Here is a 12,620-nt window from a genome sequence, read left to right on the forward strand (position 1 = left end):
ATTGAAAAGAACTACCGATACAATCTCAAGGTTTCAGAATAGTGATCTTTTGTTGTTGATCAAGCGGCATCACTTTGATTGATCCATCTGATAGAGGCATATCTGCAAAACGCATCTGCCTGATATCGGGATTCTCAAAAGTTTTGATGGAATAGGTGCCATTTTTCTGGTCGGATACGACTGACCACTCCGTGATTTCATAGGTGTCTTTCGAGCCACCACCTCCAAATCCGCCTCCAGCTGGAATGCCCTGGCTTCCAGGAGGCAGATCGAATTGGTCGAGCAGATGGAAAGCTGTACCCACCTGCTCGGCTGAACTCAGATTGGTGGGTGCATTTCTGCTGAAGATCAACGCCCTGATGAACCGTGATGTGGAGAGGAAATCGCCTGGCATTCCCACCAATCCCGCACCAGCGCTGACAGGAGGCAATGCCAGTCCATTCATGGTGATCTCTGCCGGAGGCATGGCGTTGAGGTTGCCGTAGTTACCCGCTGCAATCAGTTGATAGGGAAGTGGCGGGGAGTTGGTGTAAACATTGGTCGGGTTATCGAGCATGTTCAGCTCCCCTTTGATGTATTCCACAGAGAGGCTGTTGCCTTCGCGATCGTGCAGGATCATGTGAATTGGAACGGTTCCTCCAAAGGCCTTCAGTACGGATCCATTTACCAGAACGCCCGGGAGTGACTGTTTGACTTCGGCAAGGGACGCAAAATTGCTCAGCACATAAGCGAGCAATTGCCAGCTAGCGATCGACCGATCACTCTGATTGGCCGGAACATTCTGAAACTGTGCGTAGCCCTCGAAATACAGCAATCCTCCTGCCATTCCCTTCTCATTCATGCCATCGACGAGCGCGTCGTTGACTCCTACGGCGTTCAGGCCTACCACCGCGTACCGGCTTGTCCAGCTCAGACCGCTTCCCTCCTGGCCTGAAGGCCCGGCTCCTCTGATCAGGGTGCCGCGTTGGATCAGCACTGCCTCGCTGTTCAGTGGTTTGGCGAATTCCATGGTTCGTCCATAGACCCTTCCACCGTCATTGCCCCTCAAGGTGAAACTGGTGCAGGCCGAGGCCGCGCCGATGCCGGCACTGGCGATTCCGATCCCGACACCAAGCCCCATGGCCAGGGCACGTTGCATCGTTGAGGCCATCACGTTCTGCAGCACCTCCTGAAAGGGTGTGAATGGGGCCTATCCAGGTGCTCCTATTCCAGGTTTTCTTTGGTCTTCGCACCAGGTCGGTCGTCAGACATCACCGTGTTCGCCCAGTTGCATCGCAACCGACGCCTGGGCCATGGTTAAGCAAATCTGAAGGAGTGGGTTGTGAAGGCTGCCCCGTCCTGTCCCCTGCATCTGGGGATTCTCGATTCACCCGATTACTGGACTGACAACGCTCTGGTTGAGGCTGTATCGCCAACGTCCGCTTCCGAGTGGAGGCAGTGGGCGTTGGAACTGGAATCAGAGTCTGCGCACCAATTCAGCGGCGAGGATTGTCAGGGTGCTTCGCGTGGCTGAATCGTCCTCAGTTCGGCACCATGAAGGGATGAAAAGACGCTCATGGCTGACTCGGATCAGTGCTCACCTTCTCGGGGTGGTGGATGAATACTGGGCGATGAGAGAACCTGCTCAGTACCACCAGCAGCTTCCCTGCTGCAATCTGAAAAGTGAGGTGGATGTCCCCGGGCCGAAGACGAAGCCTTGAAGCGGTCGCAACCGTGGGCTGTTGCCGTCGTCCGTGGGCTGTTGTCAACGTCATGGTATGGATCCATGTCAGCAGTGACATGGTTGCTGTCACACCGTTGAGCTCTGGCTAGGGATTGGTGAGGATCCCACTGATGGTGAGTTGCATGTCCGTGATCAATATCTCCGGCGACAAGTCCTCAAAGCTTGATCGGGTGTCAGAGCACTGGCCGCGCACGATCCAGGAGTACTGGCGCGATCAGGAGAACCGTCAGATTTCGCTGCAGGCCAAGCTCCTGTCGGAGACGATTCGCCTTCAGGGTGCTTCCAGGCCTCGCAAGCAGCTTTTCGCCAAGCGGCAGAGTTTCGTTTCTCCTGGACACACCCTGAGGATGTGACCGTTCAGCGCCAGGATTCAAGCTTGCTTTTTGCAGCTTTCAGGGCCTCTTCACAGGCTGAACTATCCCCTGTCGATGTCTCCCTGATGACCGTTGAGGCGGGATTCAAGAAACGCGATCTCTTCGATCCAGTGTTGGCGGTCGTTCGGTTCATCACCCATGACTGACTGACAGTCCCTGTAAGTGTCGCAACTAGCATCTCAGCATCGAGGGTGAGCCGATGTCGGTTGTGGTGCCTGAGGATTTCGATTATTCCGCCTCGATCTCGTTTCTCGAGATCAGGGACCAGCTGCCCTTGATCGATCCTGAAAGTCTTTCCAGGCAGGATGTGCTGGAGATCCTTCTGCACCTGTTTCAACAGAAGCCAGGTTTCGTAGACCGCGGACATGATGTCAACAACGCGCAAACGGCCTGGGTGAACGCCTATCTCTTCAGGCTCAGTCCAGGCCGTGATGAACAGGGAATGGAGGGTTTTGTGGTCGAGTGCATCGGATCCAGTGTTGATCGCATGGCCGCTCTGCTCTGATCCTGTCGCTGGCCTCCTGCGCTCCTGCCGGTTCAGTCATTTCTGGAGCGGTCGATCCACCAGGTCGCATTGATTCAGCCCCTGAGCATTGGGGTCGACTTCCTGGAGTCGAAGCAGGATGTTGCGCAGATCAGCTCCAGCCAGTTCTCCGTTGGTTTCCCATTTCAGGCTGGTCCCGCGACGGTTGTGAACGGTGTCGTTCATGGGCATTCTCGAGCCAGTGCACTTTCGTTGATCAGCAGGATCCGGAACAGGCCGCCCTCAAAATCCTTAAAGGAAGTTAAAAATGTGTCGATTGCTACTGTTTCAGCGTCGCAGGTTGTTCATCCGAAGCCTTTGGCCCGGGCCTGAGGTGTGAGCCTGCGTTGCTTGCGGCTGAACAGAACCTTGCGTTCAATCGCTTCTCCCACATGGGGGGCTATTTCAACGCCACTGGACTGCATGGCGTGCTGCTGCTCCTTTTCTTCGCGCGAACCTGTAACAGTCTGCAGGTAGGCATTCACGCAAGCCTGAGCTTTCTCCGTGGGTGCGTAATACAGCGTTCCAGGCCCTCTTCGGCGGCGCGTGAGGTGTCTTGCCAGGCGTCGTTGTTGCATGCCTGCCCAGAGCTGACCTTGGTTTCGCAGCATATAGCTGTTGAGGCTGTGCGCATCGGTGTCTTCGCTGAGGGCCATGGAGGTCCCGTCAACGAAGTCGCTCAGCAGTGTCACGACCGGCATGGTGTGGGCAGCAAAGGTTCAGTCTGTGCCGCCCTGCTTTCTGATCCCAAGAGCACTGCGGCTGAACCAGCTCTCCATGTTTGATATCCGACCGTCTTCGTACAGATCGGCACGATTCAAGGCGAAGTCGCAACGTCGTGCCAGTGAAACAATTTCAGCATCATCAGAACAGCACTTCAGTTCTCTTCTGAGCGATGCGCTGTGCTCAAGGGCATGCACAAAGGCACTCAATGCTTCCCTGCTCATCGTGACCAGCCTTTTTCAGCCTGCTTCTCAACAAAAGCGGCCACATCGTCGATTTCAGTGAGACTCAGCTTGCCTTCGTAGGACGGCATCGCATTCTTACCGTTCTCGATCTGGTGCTCGATGGCTTCAATCGGATGCTGGCTGTAGGAGTCGAGGTAGGCCTGCAGATCGGCCTGGCTCAGTGTGCGGCTGGCTCTGATCACATTGCCACCACCCATGTGGCATGCAGCGCAGTTGCTGGAAAACAGCTGGGCGCCATGGGACAGGTCAGGGTCACTGATGGCTTCAACGGGCAAAGCAACCACAAGGCTCAGGAAAAGGCTGATGATCAGCGCCAGTGCTGAAGCAGGGTTCGGCATCCCTTCGCTTTCATTTCTGAGCCAAACCTATCCATCTTCAAGAACATGAAAAGACCCCAGAATGAACATTGACATTCCGGGGCCTGGATGTGTTGAAACCTGAAAATTCAGGAGATCAGCATGTCAATCACTCGACGATCACCTGTCCGACCATGCCTGCGCCGCGGTGGGGCTCGCAGTAGAAGTCGTAGGTGCCCGCTTCACTGAAGGTTTCCTCCCAGGATTCGCCTGGGGAGAAGGCCAGGTCGGGGTGGCTGTACTCGTCATGACCGTCGAAGACGGCGTTGTGAGGGGCCATCTTGTTGTTGACGAACTTGACCGTGTCACCGGCTTTGATCGTGACGGAGCTGGGCTCGAAAGCAAGCATTCCTGAATCAGCGCCGAGCTTCACCTCAACGGTGGCTGCACTGGCGGAAGCAACTCCCAGTGTGCACGCCAGCACAATGGCAAGGGCGGAATAGAAAATTGATTTAAGGCTCTTCAGCATGACGACTGTTGAAGTTGATTAATTATAGGCGTATCTCAGGCGGTTCCTCGCCTTGGTAAACCCGAATCCAGCAACACCGCTTCAAGGTCTGCCGCATGACTTCGGTCACCGAAGCGCTCCGGCTGGGTCACGGGTTGGTGAATGAAATGGCGCTGACGAATGGAGAAACGATCCCAGGCATTGACCTCGATCGGCAGCACCCGAATCAGTGTTTCGATTAACCAGGGCCAAAGCGGGATCCCGGGGGTTCGACGCACTCCCCGCCAGCGGCAGAGGCTGGCTACAGCTTCGTCCACGCTGATGGCCTTCTGCCCCATCACGATCCTGCGCACAGCGCCCTGGCCTGGCTCAGGGTTGGGTTGATGGGGATGGGTGGCGAGATGGCCGCAGATCGCAGCGATGTCTGCTGCATGGATGAAGTGGAAACTGGCATCGGCCCGGAGAAATCGCGCAAGCCAGAGCCATTTGCTGGCCTCCGTGAGGCCTTCGGTGAGGTAACTGGTGGGGAAAGGGCTGCTGCCATCAACCCGGCCTCCGAACACAAGGGTGGGAAAGACGGCAACGATTTTCCCGGCGAGAGGATGCTCTTCGAGATCCTTCAGGCACTGGGCCTTGGTCTGGATGTATTCAGTGCCGTAGGCCAGTGCCTCGGTCAGTGGCTGCAGATGCCTGTCGAGAATGCTGGCTGTTGAGAAATAGGTGATCTGCTCGATCAGGGATGGGTTGAGCAGTGAGAGCATTCGCTTCACGGCCACCACATTCACCTGCTGAGCCCGCTCGGGATCTCCCCAGGCAGTGGCTGTGTGAATCACTCGGTGCACACTGGCCAGTTCGGACGCGAATCGATCAGCTTCGCGAAGGTCGCCCACCAGCAGCTGGATCCGCGGATGATCCGCGGCAACCGCAGTGAGTTTGCTGGGATCACGCAGCCAGAGCAGGAGCTCCGCCTCGCTGTTGTCCAGCAGCCATGCGGTGGTGTACTGCCCGACGCAGCCGCTGGCACCCGTGATCAGGATGCGCGACGGAGTGGTGGTCTGACTCAAGCGAGAGCCCCGACCCGGTCCATCACACTCTTGCCTGCGGTGAAGAAGGCCGCGCCGTTCTCCTCGGGGGTGCCGGGAAGGATTCCATGGCCGAGGTTGAGGATGTGGCGGCGGCCTCTGGCCTTGCGCACGCAGTCATCGATGCGGGCCTCGATGGCCTGCGGGGTTCCGAACAGCAGGCCTGGATCAACATTGCCCTGAACACCGATGTGTTCAGGCAGTCGTGCACAGGCCTCCGCCATGTCCACGGTCCAGTCGAGGGAGATGATGTCCACTCCGGTCTGGGCCATCCGCTCGATCACGCCTGCGCTGCCGGAGATGTAGAGGATGAACGGGGTGTCTGGGTGGGTCTGCTTGACCAGGTCGACCACCTTTTTCTGATAAGGAGCCGCGAAAACGTCGTAGTCGGCTGGGCTGAGCTGCCCTGCCCAGGAGTCGAACATCTGCACCACCTGTGCCCCGGAATCGATCTGATAGCGCAGATAGCTGGCGATGGACTCGGCGAAATGATCAAGCAGCTTGTGCAGCAGTTCAGGTTCGCGGAAGGCCATGGCCTTGATCACCGCATAGTTCTTGCTGCTCTTGCCTTCCACGACGTAGGCAGCCAGCGTCCAGGGAGCACCGACGAATCCGAGCACTGCCGCCTCGTTGCCGACGCTTTCACGCAGACGACCGAGCACTTCGCCAACGAAAGGCATTGATTCGCCTGGAAGCAGGGGACGCAGAGCATTGACCTGGTCGATCGTGCGGATCGGCTCACCGATCTGCGGCCCTTTGCTCTCGATGATGTCGAAGTCGATGCCCATGCCTGGAAGTGGCGTGAGGATGTCGGAGAACAGAATCACCCCGTCTGGCTTGAAGGCCCTGAAGGGTTGCATCGAAATCTCGTAGGAGAGATCGGGATTTTCCGAGCGCTCACGAAAACTCGGGTAGCGGTCTCTGAGGTCGCGATAGATCTTCATGTAGCGGCCGGCCTGGCGCATCATCCAGACCGGAGGACGCTCCACCGCTTCACCGCGGGCTGCACGCAGCAACAGAGGCAGAGAGTCGCTCATCAAGCCGAAATCAGATCAGTCGGAAACCTACCTGAAGAAACTGTGCAGAAGCTCTGGATTTCAGGCATGCTGATTCGTTCGTCACATCGCAGCCCGCGATTCAGTCGCTCCCCGGTTGTTCAAGAGCGCTCAAGCTGCGTTTCGGATCGTGTCTGAACACCATCAGACTCAGCGGCGGAAGACACAGATCGAGTGAGTTCTCGTAGCCGTGTATGCCCCATTCATCGGTGCGTTTCCCGCCCATGTTGCCCAGATTGCTGCCGCCGTATTTGGCTGCATCGGTGTTGAGGATCTCCTCGTAGAAGCCCGCCAGCGGAACGCCCACTCTGTAGTGGGAATGGCTCTGGGGAGTGAAATTGGCAACCACCACGAGCCAGGTTCCACTGCTGCTTTCCCTGCGCATGAAGCTGATCACGGAATGGCGATTGTCATTGCAGTCGATCCACTGGAAACCGAACTGATCAAAGTCATCTCTCCATAAAGAAGGTTCCTGTTTGTAGAGAGCATTGAGATCGCCCACCAGGAGCTGCAGCCCCTGATGCGGTTCATGGTTCAGCAGATCCCATTGCAGATCGCCCCAGACATTCCATTCGGCACGCTGACCGAATTCCATGCCCATGAAGATCGTCTTCTTGCCTGGGTGAGTCCACATGTAGGCCAGAAGCGCGCGCGTGTTCGCGTATTTCTGCCAGTCGTCTCCCGGCATCTTGTGCAGAAGATGGCTCTTGCCGTGCACCACCTCATCGTGGCTCAGAGCAAGCATGAAATTCTCGGTGTAGGTGTACCAGATCGAGAAGGTGATGTTGTTCTGATGAAACTGCCGGAACCAGGGATCAAGCTCGAAGTAATCGAGCATGTCGTGCATCCAGCCCATGTTCCATTTCAGGTTGAAACCGAGTCCGCCACTGTCGGTGGGCTGGGTCACCATCGGCCAGGTGGTGGATTCCTCCGCAATCGACAGTGCTCCAGGGAAATGCTGGAAGAGCACATGATTGGCCTGCTGAAGAAAACGCACCGCTTCGGTGTTCTCACGGCCGCCGTGCTCGTTCGGTAGCCACTCACCGTCCGGTCGCAGGTAGTCGCGGTAAAGCATGGAGGCCACCGCATCAACGCGAATGCCATCGATGTGGAACTGGTCGAACCAGAACACCAGATTCGCCACAAGGAAGTTGCGCACTTCATTGCGGCTGTAGTTGAAGATCAGCGTGCCCCATTCCTTGTGTTCGCCGATGCGGGGATCGGCGTGCTCATACAGGTGACAGCCATCAAAAAAGGCAAGACCGTGACTGTCGCGGGGGAAGTGACCGGGCACCCAGTCGATGATCACGCCGATACCCTCGGCGTGGCAGCGATCCACGAAAGCCCGGAATTCATCCGGGGTTCCATATCGGCTGGTTGGGGCATACCAGCCAGTGACCTGGTAGCCCCATGAGCCATCGAAAGGATGCTCGGTGATCGGCATCAGTTCGATGTGGGTGAAGCCCCTTTCCTTGACGTAGGGAATCAGCCGATCAGCCAGTTCGGGGTAGGTGAGCAGGCGAGCGCCTGGTTTCAGATCTGCTGCGGGAACGGGAGGTCGGGCGCTGCCATCGGCCTCGATGAAAGGCTCTTCCGCGGAAGCATGAATCCAGCTCCCAAGGTGCATTTCATAAACAGAGATCGGCTGGTCCAGCACATTGCTGCTGTCCCGTGTCTGCATCCAGCTGCTGTCACTCCAGTTGAAACCATCGAGATGGCTCACCAGGGAGCTTGTGGCTGGACGCACCTCGTGCTGGAAGCCGTAGGGATCGGCCTTCTGATAGCAGTGACCGTCCTGGGTACGGATTTCGTATTTGTAGAGCTCTCCTTCAGCCAGCTCAGGGACGAACAGCTCCCAGATCCCGCCAAGGCGCTGTTGCATGGGGTGCTGGCGCCCATCCCATGAGTTGAGGTCGCCGATCACGCTGACGCTGCGGGCGTTGGGCGCCCACAGGCAGAACATCACCCCCTGGACTCCATCCTGATCGCAGCGATGGGCACCCATCCTTCGCCAGATGTGGTGGTGATTGCCCTCCGCGAACAGATGGCGATCCATTTCACCCATCCATTCCTGACGGAAAGCCCAGGGATCATGCTGTTCGTGCGTGATCTCTCCGCGACTCACGCGAACCCGGTAGTCACTGCCTGGGTTGTGATTGACCTCGGCTTCGAAGATCCAGGGATGGTGGGGAGATGTCATGGCGATCTCCTCTGAACCGATCAGAAGAGTCACGGTTCTGGCTTCCGGCATCCAGACACGGATCACCCATGCACCGTTCTCCTGCGGTTGTGGACCGAGGATCGAGAAGGGATGGTCGTGACGACACTCCGCCAGTCGCTGGGCGTCCTCAACCATCCAGTCCTGCACAGCGATGGTCATGACGACGGAGCTTTCGTAGGCCGGGAGCTTAAGCGGAAAGTCCGCTCAAACTCTCTTCCTGCCAGGGATTTCAGACCAGATCCGCGGAGAAGTCGACGTTGATGATCCGACCCTGGCGGTTGAAGATGACGAAGAGGTTGTCAGTCATATTGCCGAATTCGATTGTGATCAGCACCAGCTGCTGTTCATCGCTGCTGGAGGCTGCAACCGCGCTCTTGATGCGCTTGACGCCTCCGAGTACCCGCTCGAGCTTCGACCACTTGCGCTTGAGGTCGGCCGGAGAGATCTCCTTCTGAAAGTCGAGGTCCAGGTAGTAACGGGCAGCCACCCAGCGACCGGCATCCAGGTCCTTCACGAAGCTGAGTGCGGTCTGTTCGATGGGGAGCATCGTGTCGACCCATTTCCAGGCCAGCAGTTTTCCGTCGTCATCAAGCACCAGCAACAGGGGCAGCTCACGCGTGCCGCTGTTGGTCACGGCCATTGTTTCGACGGTCGTGTCGTCAAGCCCTGGATTGACGGCAACCACCCGGAAGGACTCGATCAAAGGTGCGCTCTGCAGGCGTTGGCTGATGGCTTCAGTGCTGGTGGCAGATTGCAGGGGGGAAGCCAGCAGCCGGTAGACCCCCTGAGCGTTCCTGGTCTGAATTGATTTGAGAAGTTCGCTGGCTGTTGCCCTGGCTTCGTCTGGAGTGAGATTGGTTCGTGGAGTATCGAGGGCCTGTGCAAGCCGTACGTCTGCTCGGACGCTCGCCGCCGGGATCAGCTCCACAGTGCAGGTGGCCAAGGCAGCGGCCAGAAGACAGGAGGTGAACTTCACGGCAATCGTCAGAACGGTTGTGTCAGTCTGCCGGAGTTCCCATGGCTTGGGGCGACAGCAGAGGCAGCATCGACAACTGAGCCATCTCGAGGTGCAACGCGATGCTGATCACGTGGCAATCGCTGCTGGGAGCGGCGCAGGCAACGGCAGGTTCCCCGGGGTTGATGCCGATGGCGGGCCAGGCGGCACCTGCGATTGACAGCCGCAGCCGGTCACCCGGCCTGAGGGTGGCATGCAGAGACTGAAGTTCCACCTCCCTTTCGCAGAGTCTGAGGGCTTCCTGGCCGCGAACCCGCAACAGTCCCGTTGACAGCTGCTGCACGGCTTCCGTTCCCAAGGGCAATCGCGACAGTGCCACGCAAAGGTCAAAGCCTGGTTGGTCGGCACAGGCGAGTATCCGCAGCTTCGGCTTACCGCTCAGCGCGATTGCCTCCTTCAGTGATTCACCAGTGAACACCGCCACGTCACTGCGTCGATCCAGGGAGGCTCTGTCACAGGGCCCGGCGTTCGGGCTGAGATGCCCCCCGATGGAGGGCACAGGTCGCCATGGGTCATGCACGATCACCACCCTGCCGGCATGGTCAGGTGCTGAAGACAGAATCTGTCCCTCCTCTGACTCAAGACAGGCAAGTCCCTGACTGCAGAGATGCCAGGGCTGATCGACCAGGGCTCCGGTTGAGGGTGCGATTGCCGCCCGATTCGGATCCTGTTGGTGATCGTTCGGTCCGCACCAGCTTTCGCTGACCAGGTCCCACAGGCGGACATTGATGTCACCGGCAACCAGATCATCTGTGGCTGCATTGGAAGGGGAGGTCAGATGCCGCTGAAAGAAATGCAGCAGCAGCCTGCTGCTGTCTTCCCACCACTGCAGATGAGTGGCCGGCCCGATATGGAGCTCGGGTCGACCTCCAGCCGCTCTGGCCTGCTCGGCAAGATCAATCACACCGCGGAGATGGGGATCCCACCATCCACCAAGCAACAGCATCGGTTGCTGCAGCCATCGGTGCGGCATGGAATGTTGGATCCATTCGCTGTCATGCTCAGGCGTCTGCTTGAGCCAGCGCAGGGTCATCCCCTCAGGGTCATGGCGCTCAAGCAGTCGGATGCCCTCCCTCAGATAACTGCCGTCCTCAAGGCTGCGTCGCATCTCCTCCCAGGCCGCGTGATCGCCCCTTCGTCTGGCCTGCAGACAAGCAAGCTGCAATCCCCAGCCCAGTCCCAGATGCCACCAGTGAGCGTTGCCTTCGCAGCTCCAGTGCTCCCGTTCATGCAGGCCGCACATCGCCGGTGCCAGGCAGTCGGGAGGGGGACAGTCCGGAGGGCCAAGCAGCTGGGTCAGACCCTGATAGGAAAAGCCGTACATCCCGATACGACCATTGACCTCCGGCATCTCCCTCAGCCACGTCAATGTGTCAGCGGTGTCCTGGGCTTCCACGCTGAACCCGCGGAAGCTTCCGCCTGAGTCCCCCTGACCGCGAACATCCTGAACAACCACGAGAAAACCGTGGTTGCTCCACCAGTCGGGGTGAGGAAGCGTGACTGTTGAAGCGAGGGCTCTGCCATAGGGCTGTCTCATCAACAGCGCAGGCCATGGACCATTCCCCTGCGGACGCCACACCCTTGAAACGAGTTCAACGCCGTCTCGGGTGGTCAGTGACGCATCAGCGAACATCCGGGCAGTTGAGTCCGATCACATAGGTCGCCACGATTTCGGCTTCCGTTCTGTTGAGATTGCGGGTGCCTGCAATCTTCGCGATGGATTGTCCCGAAAGCGCTGACTCCCCCTGTGCATTGATCGACTTGAACTCCTGACAGAGCGCTTTGGCTTCACCGGGATTGCGCTTGACACTCTCCAGAAGTGAAGACTGAGCCTCGCTGGCAGGACTGACCGCGATCAACGTTGAAACAACGGCAACGGAGGCGATTTTGAGGTTGTTGAGAAAACGCATCGGAACCTCTGTCCGAATTTCACCTCATTTGAAACGGGTGAGACGGAGATGGCTGGTTTCGACGGTCAGTTCGTGTTCTGCCTCTCCCTGGCAAGCAGGATCCACCGCCGCGCCAGAGCCAGGTCCACAACAGGGGCACGTCCGCTTCGCAGCTGCCTTTCAAGCCGTCCGGTTCGGGTGACCAGCTCCTGAGGGGATGAACCGGCAATGGCTGTCACGGTGGCCAGTCCGGCATGCATCAGCAGAGCCGCATCCTGGGGAGCCAGGTCAAGGCTGCAGGCGAGATCCGCCATGCCTCTGAGTCGTTTGAGGTTCCGGGCCGACGATCTGCCGCTGGAGGCCAGTCGACTGATCTGCAAGTCATCGAGAGACTGCACTTCCCCCCAGGTGGTGATGCCTGATGCGAGAAGTTGCTTCTGCTCATCGCGCAGGCCCATGGGGAGCTCCCGCAATGGATCCTCGGGTCTCATCCGGCTCGAAGGTCGCGCACTGTTTCGCCCAGAACCACCGATCTGGAAGCTCCGTCACCCGCAGGCTGCAGCTGACGCAGACGCACCGTCACCTCTGGACTGCTGCGGCCACCGGGACGCACGTTCCCCGCCAGTTGTTCAAGGGTCGGTCTGATCGCTTCGTCCGGGAAATCGTCCTGGGCCTGAGCCACGATCAGATCATCACCATTGTCAAACACCACCGGTGCTCGCAGCGCTCCCTCCACGCTGACGCTGGGTGTGTAGCTCAGGCCGAAAGCCCAGCAGCTGGCTGACAACAGCAGCGTGAAACTGCTCACGCCCACCAGGCGGAAACGGATCCCCCAACGGGCGATGAAGGCGATCAGGGTCAGGCCGAACAGCGCAATTCCGCCCCTGGCCAGCCAGATGCTGGAGGTGGAGAGCAATTCCTCAAGTGGCATGGGCTGGTGTGCTCGGAATGTGGTCCTTATATTGC

17 protein-coding genes are annotated in these 12,620 nt (G+C 58.4%); 3 read left to right on the forward strand and 14 right to left on the reverse strand.

Going from position 1 to position 12,620, the window contains the following annotated elements:
- Positions 1–25 precede the first annotated feature (25 nt).
- Positions 26–1,165 carry a choloylglycine hydrolase family protein gene (locus SIB83_RS12555; protein WP_413745996.1) on the reverse strand — a complete coding sequence of 380 codons (1,140 nt, stop codon included), beginning with the start codon at positions 1,163–1,165 and terminating at the stop codon, positions 26–28.
- 232 nt (positions 1,166–1,397) lie between these two features.
- On the opposite strand from SIB83_RS12555, the gene SIB83_RS12560 reads away from it, so the two are divergent.
- The 3 genes from SIB83_RS12560 (at position 1,398) to SIB83_RS12570 (ending at position 2,602) form a co-directional block, all read left to right on the forward strand.
- On the forward strand, positions 1,398–1,700 hold the full coding sequence (locus tag SIB83_RS12560; protein ID WP_413745997.1) for a hypothetical protein: 303 nt from the start codon (positions 1,398–1,400) through the stop codon (positions 1,698–1,700).
- 133 nt (positions 1,701–1,833) lie between these two features.
- Entirely contained in the window at positions 1,834–2,076 is a 243-nt protein-coding gene (locus SIB83_RS12565) for a hypothetical protein (protein ID WP_413745998.1), read from the forward strand.
- Positions 2,077–2,296: 220 nt separating this feature from the next.
- Positions 2,297–2,602 (forward strand): hypothetical protein, encoded by a 306-nt coding sequence (locus SIB83_RS12570; protein ID WP_413745999.1) that lies wholly within the window; start codon positions 2,297–2,299, stop codon positions 2,600–2,602.
- A 36-nt stretch (positions 2,603–2,638) separates the two neighbouring features.
- Here the strand turns inward: SIB83_RS12570 and SIB83_RS12575 are convergent, their stop codons facing one another.
- The 13 genes from SIB83_RS12575 to SIB83_RS12635 form a co-directional block, all read right to left on the reverse strand.
- The gene (locus tag SIB83_RS12575) at positions 2,639–2,806 is read right to left on the reverse strand and encodes a hypothetical protein (protein WP_413401650.1); all 168 of its coding nucleotides are present in this window, start codon (positions 2,804–2,806) and stop codon (positions 2,639–2,641) included.
- A gap of 119 nt (positions 2,807–2,925) precedes the next feature.
- Positions 2,926–3,321, reverse strand: coding sequence for a hypothetical protein (locus tag SIB83_RS12580; protein WP_413746000.1), 396 nt, complete (start codon positions 3,319–3,321; stop codon positions 2,926–2,928).
- Between the two features lie 18 nt (positions 3,322–3,339).
- The gene (locus SIB83_RS12585) at positions 3,340–3,567 is read right to left on the reverse strand and encodes a Nif11-like leader peptide family natural product precursor (RefSeq protein ID WP_413746001.1); all 228 of its coding nucleotides are present in this window, start codon (positions 3,565–3,567) and stop codon (positions 3,340–3,342) included.
- Entirely contained in the window at positions 3,564–3,926 is a 363-nt protein-coding gene (locus tag SIB83_RS12590; RefSeq protein ID WP_413401655.1) for a c-type cytochrome, read from the reverse strand. The genes SIB83_RS12585 and SIB83_RS12590 overlap by 4 nt, the downstream gene beginning before the upstream one ends.
- 127 nt (positions 3,927–4,053) lie before the next feature.
- Positions 4,054–4,413: a plastocyanin gene (gene petE, locus SIB83_RS12595; RefSeq protein WP_413746002.1), complete on the reverse strand. Its 360-nt coding sequence runs from the start codon at positions 4,411–4,413 to the stop codon at positions 4,054–4,056.
- Positions 4,414–4,448: 35 nt separating this feature from the next.
- A complete protein-coding gene (locus tag SIB83_RS12600) occupies positions 4,449–5,456 on the reverse strand; it encodes an NAD-dependent epimerase/dehydratase family protein (RefSeq protein ID WP_413746003.1) in 1,008 nt (335 codons plus the stop codon).
- Positions 5,453–6,511 (reverse strand): uroporphyrinogen decarboxylase, encoded by a 1,059-nt coding sequence (hemE, locus tag SIB83_RS12605; protein WP_413746004.1) that lies wholly within the window; start codon positions 6,509–6,511, stop codon positions 5,453–5,455. The genes SIB83_RS12600 and hemE overlap by 4 nt, the downstream gene beginning before the upstream one ends.
- 100 nt (positions 6,512–6,611) lie before the next feature.
- The gene (gene glgB, locus SIB83_RS12610; protein ID WP_413746005.1) at positions 6,612–8,909 is read right to left on the reverse strand and encodes a 1,4-alpha-glucan branching protein GlgB; all 2,298 of its coding nucleotides are present in this window, start codon (positions 8,907–8,909) and stop codon (positions 6,612–6,614) included.
- Between the two features lie 70 nt (positions 8,910–8,979).
- Entirely contained in the window at positions 8,980–9,726 is a 747-nt protein-coding gene (locus SIB83_RS12615; RefSeq protein WP_413401664.1) for a DUF3887 domain-containing protein, read from the reverse strand.
- A 22-nt stretch (positions 9,727–9,748) separates the two neighbouring features.
- A complete protein-coding gene (locus tag SIB83_RS12620) occupies positions 9,749–11,398 on the reverse strand; it encodes a CocE/NonD family hydrolase (protein ID WP_413746006.1) in 1,650 nt (549 codons plus the stop codon).
- The gene (locus SIB83_RS12625; RefSeq protein WP_413401667.1) at positions 11,388–11,675 is read right to left on the reverse strand and encodes a hypothetical protein; all 288 of its coding nucleotides are present in this window, start codon (positions 11,673–11,675) and stop codon (positions 11,388–11,390) included. The genes SIB83_RS12620 and SIB83_RS12625 overlap by 11 nt, the downstream gene beginning before the upstream one ends.
- A 65-nt stretch (positions 11,676–11,740) precedes the next feature.
- A complete protein-coding gene (locus SIB83_RS12630; protein ID WP_413401668.1) occupies positions 11,741–12,145 on the reverse strand; it encodes a DUF4332 domain-containing protein in 405 nt (134 codons plus the stop codon).
- Positions 12,142–12,585 carry a Ycf51 family protein gene (locus tag SIB83_RS12635; protein WP_413746007.1) on the reverse strand — a complete coding sequence of 148 codons (444 nt, stop codon included), beginning with the start codon at positions 12,583–12,585 and terminating at the stop codon, positions 12,142–12,144. Before SIB83_RS12635 ends, SIB83_RS12630 begins: the two co-directional genes overlap by 4 nt.
- Between the last annotated feature and the right edge of the window lie 35 nt (positions 12,586–12,620).

Source organism: Synechococcus sp. MIT S9507 (assembly GCF_047304715.1).
GTDB lineage: Bacteria > Cyanobacteriota > Cyanobacteriia > PCC-6307 > Cyanobiaceae > Synechococcus_C.

Bases quoted from the DNA above. Each gene is read 5' to 3' on its own strand.
- glgB (WP_413746005.1), bottom strand. From the start codon at position 8,909: ATGACCATCGCTGTGCAGGACTGGATGGTTGAGGACGCCCAGCGACTG.
- SIB83_RS12620 (WP_413746006.1), bottom strand. From the start codon at position 11,398: ATGTTCGCTGATGCGTCACTGACCACCCGAGACGGCGTTGAACTCGTT.
- SIB83_RS12635 (WP_413746007.1), bottom strand. From the start codon at position 12,585: ATGCCACTTGAGGAATTGCTCTCCACCTCCAGCATCTGGCTGGCCAGG.
- SIB83_RS12630 (WP_413401668.1), bottom strand. From the start codon at position 12,145: ATGAGACCCGAGGATCCATTGCGGGAGCTCCCCATGGGCCTGCGCGAT.
- SIB83_RS12585 (WP_413746001.1), bottom strand. From the start codon at position 3,567: ATGAGCAGGGAAGCATTGAGTGCCTTTGTGCATGCCCTTGAGCACAGC.
- SIB83_RS12580 (WP_413746000.1), bottom strand. From the start codon at position 3,321: ATGCCGGTCGTGACACTGCTGAGCGACTTCGTTGACGGGACCTCCATG.
- SIB83_RS12625 (WP_413401667.1), bottom strand. From the start codon at position 11,675: ATGCGTTTTCTCAACAACCTCAAAATCGCCTCCGTTGCCGTTGTTTCA.
- SIB83_RS12575 (WP_413401650.1), bottom strand. From the start codon at position 2,806: ATGAACGACACCGTTCACAACCGTCGCGGGACCAGCCTGAAATGGGAA.
- petE (WP_413746002.1), bottom strand. From the start codon at position 4,413: ATGCTGAAGAGCCTTAAATCAATTTTCTATTCCGCCCTTGCCATTGTG.
- SIB83_RS12590 (WP_413401655.1), bottom strand. From the start codon at position 3,926: ATGCCGAACCCTGCTTCAGCACTGGCGCTGATCATCAGCCTTTTCCTG.
- hemE (WP_413746004.1), bottom strand. From the start codon at position 6,511: ATGAGCGACTCTCTGCCTCTGTTGCTGCGTGCAGCCCGCGGTGAAGCG.
- SIB83_RS12570 (WP_413745999.1), top strand. From the start codon at position 2,297: ATGTCGGTTGTGGTGCCTGAGGATTTCGATTATTCCGCCTCGATCTCG.
- SIB83_RS12565 (WP_413745998.1), top strand. From the start codon at position 1,834: ATGGTGAGTTGCATGTCCGTGATCAATATCTCCGGCGACAAGTCCTCA.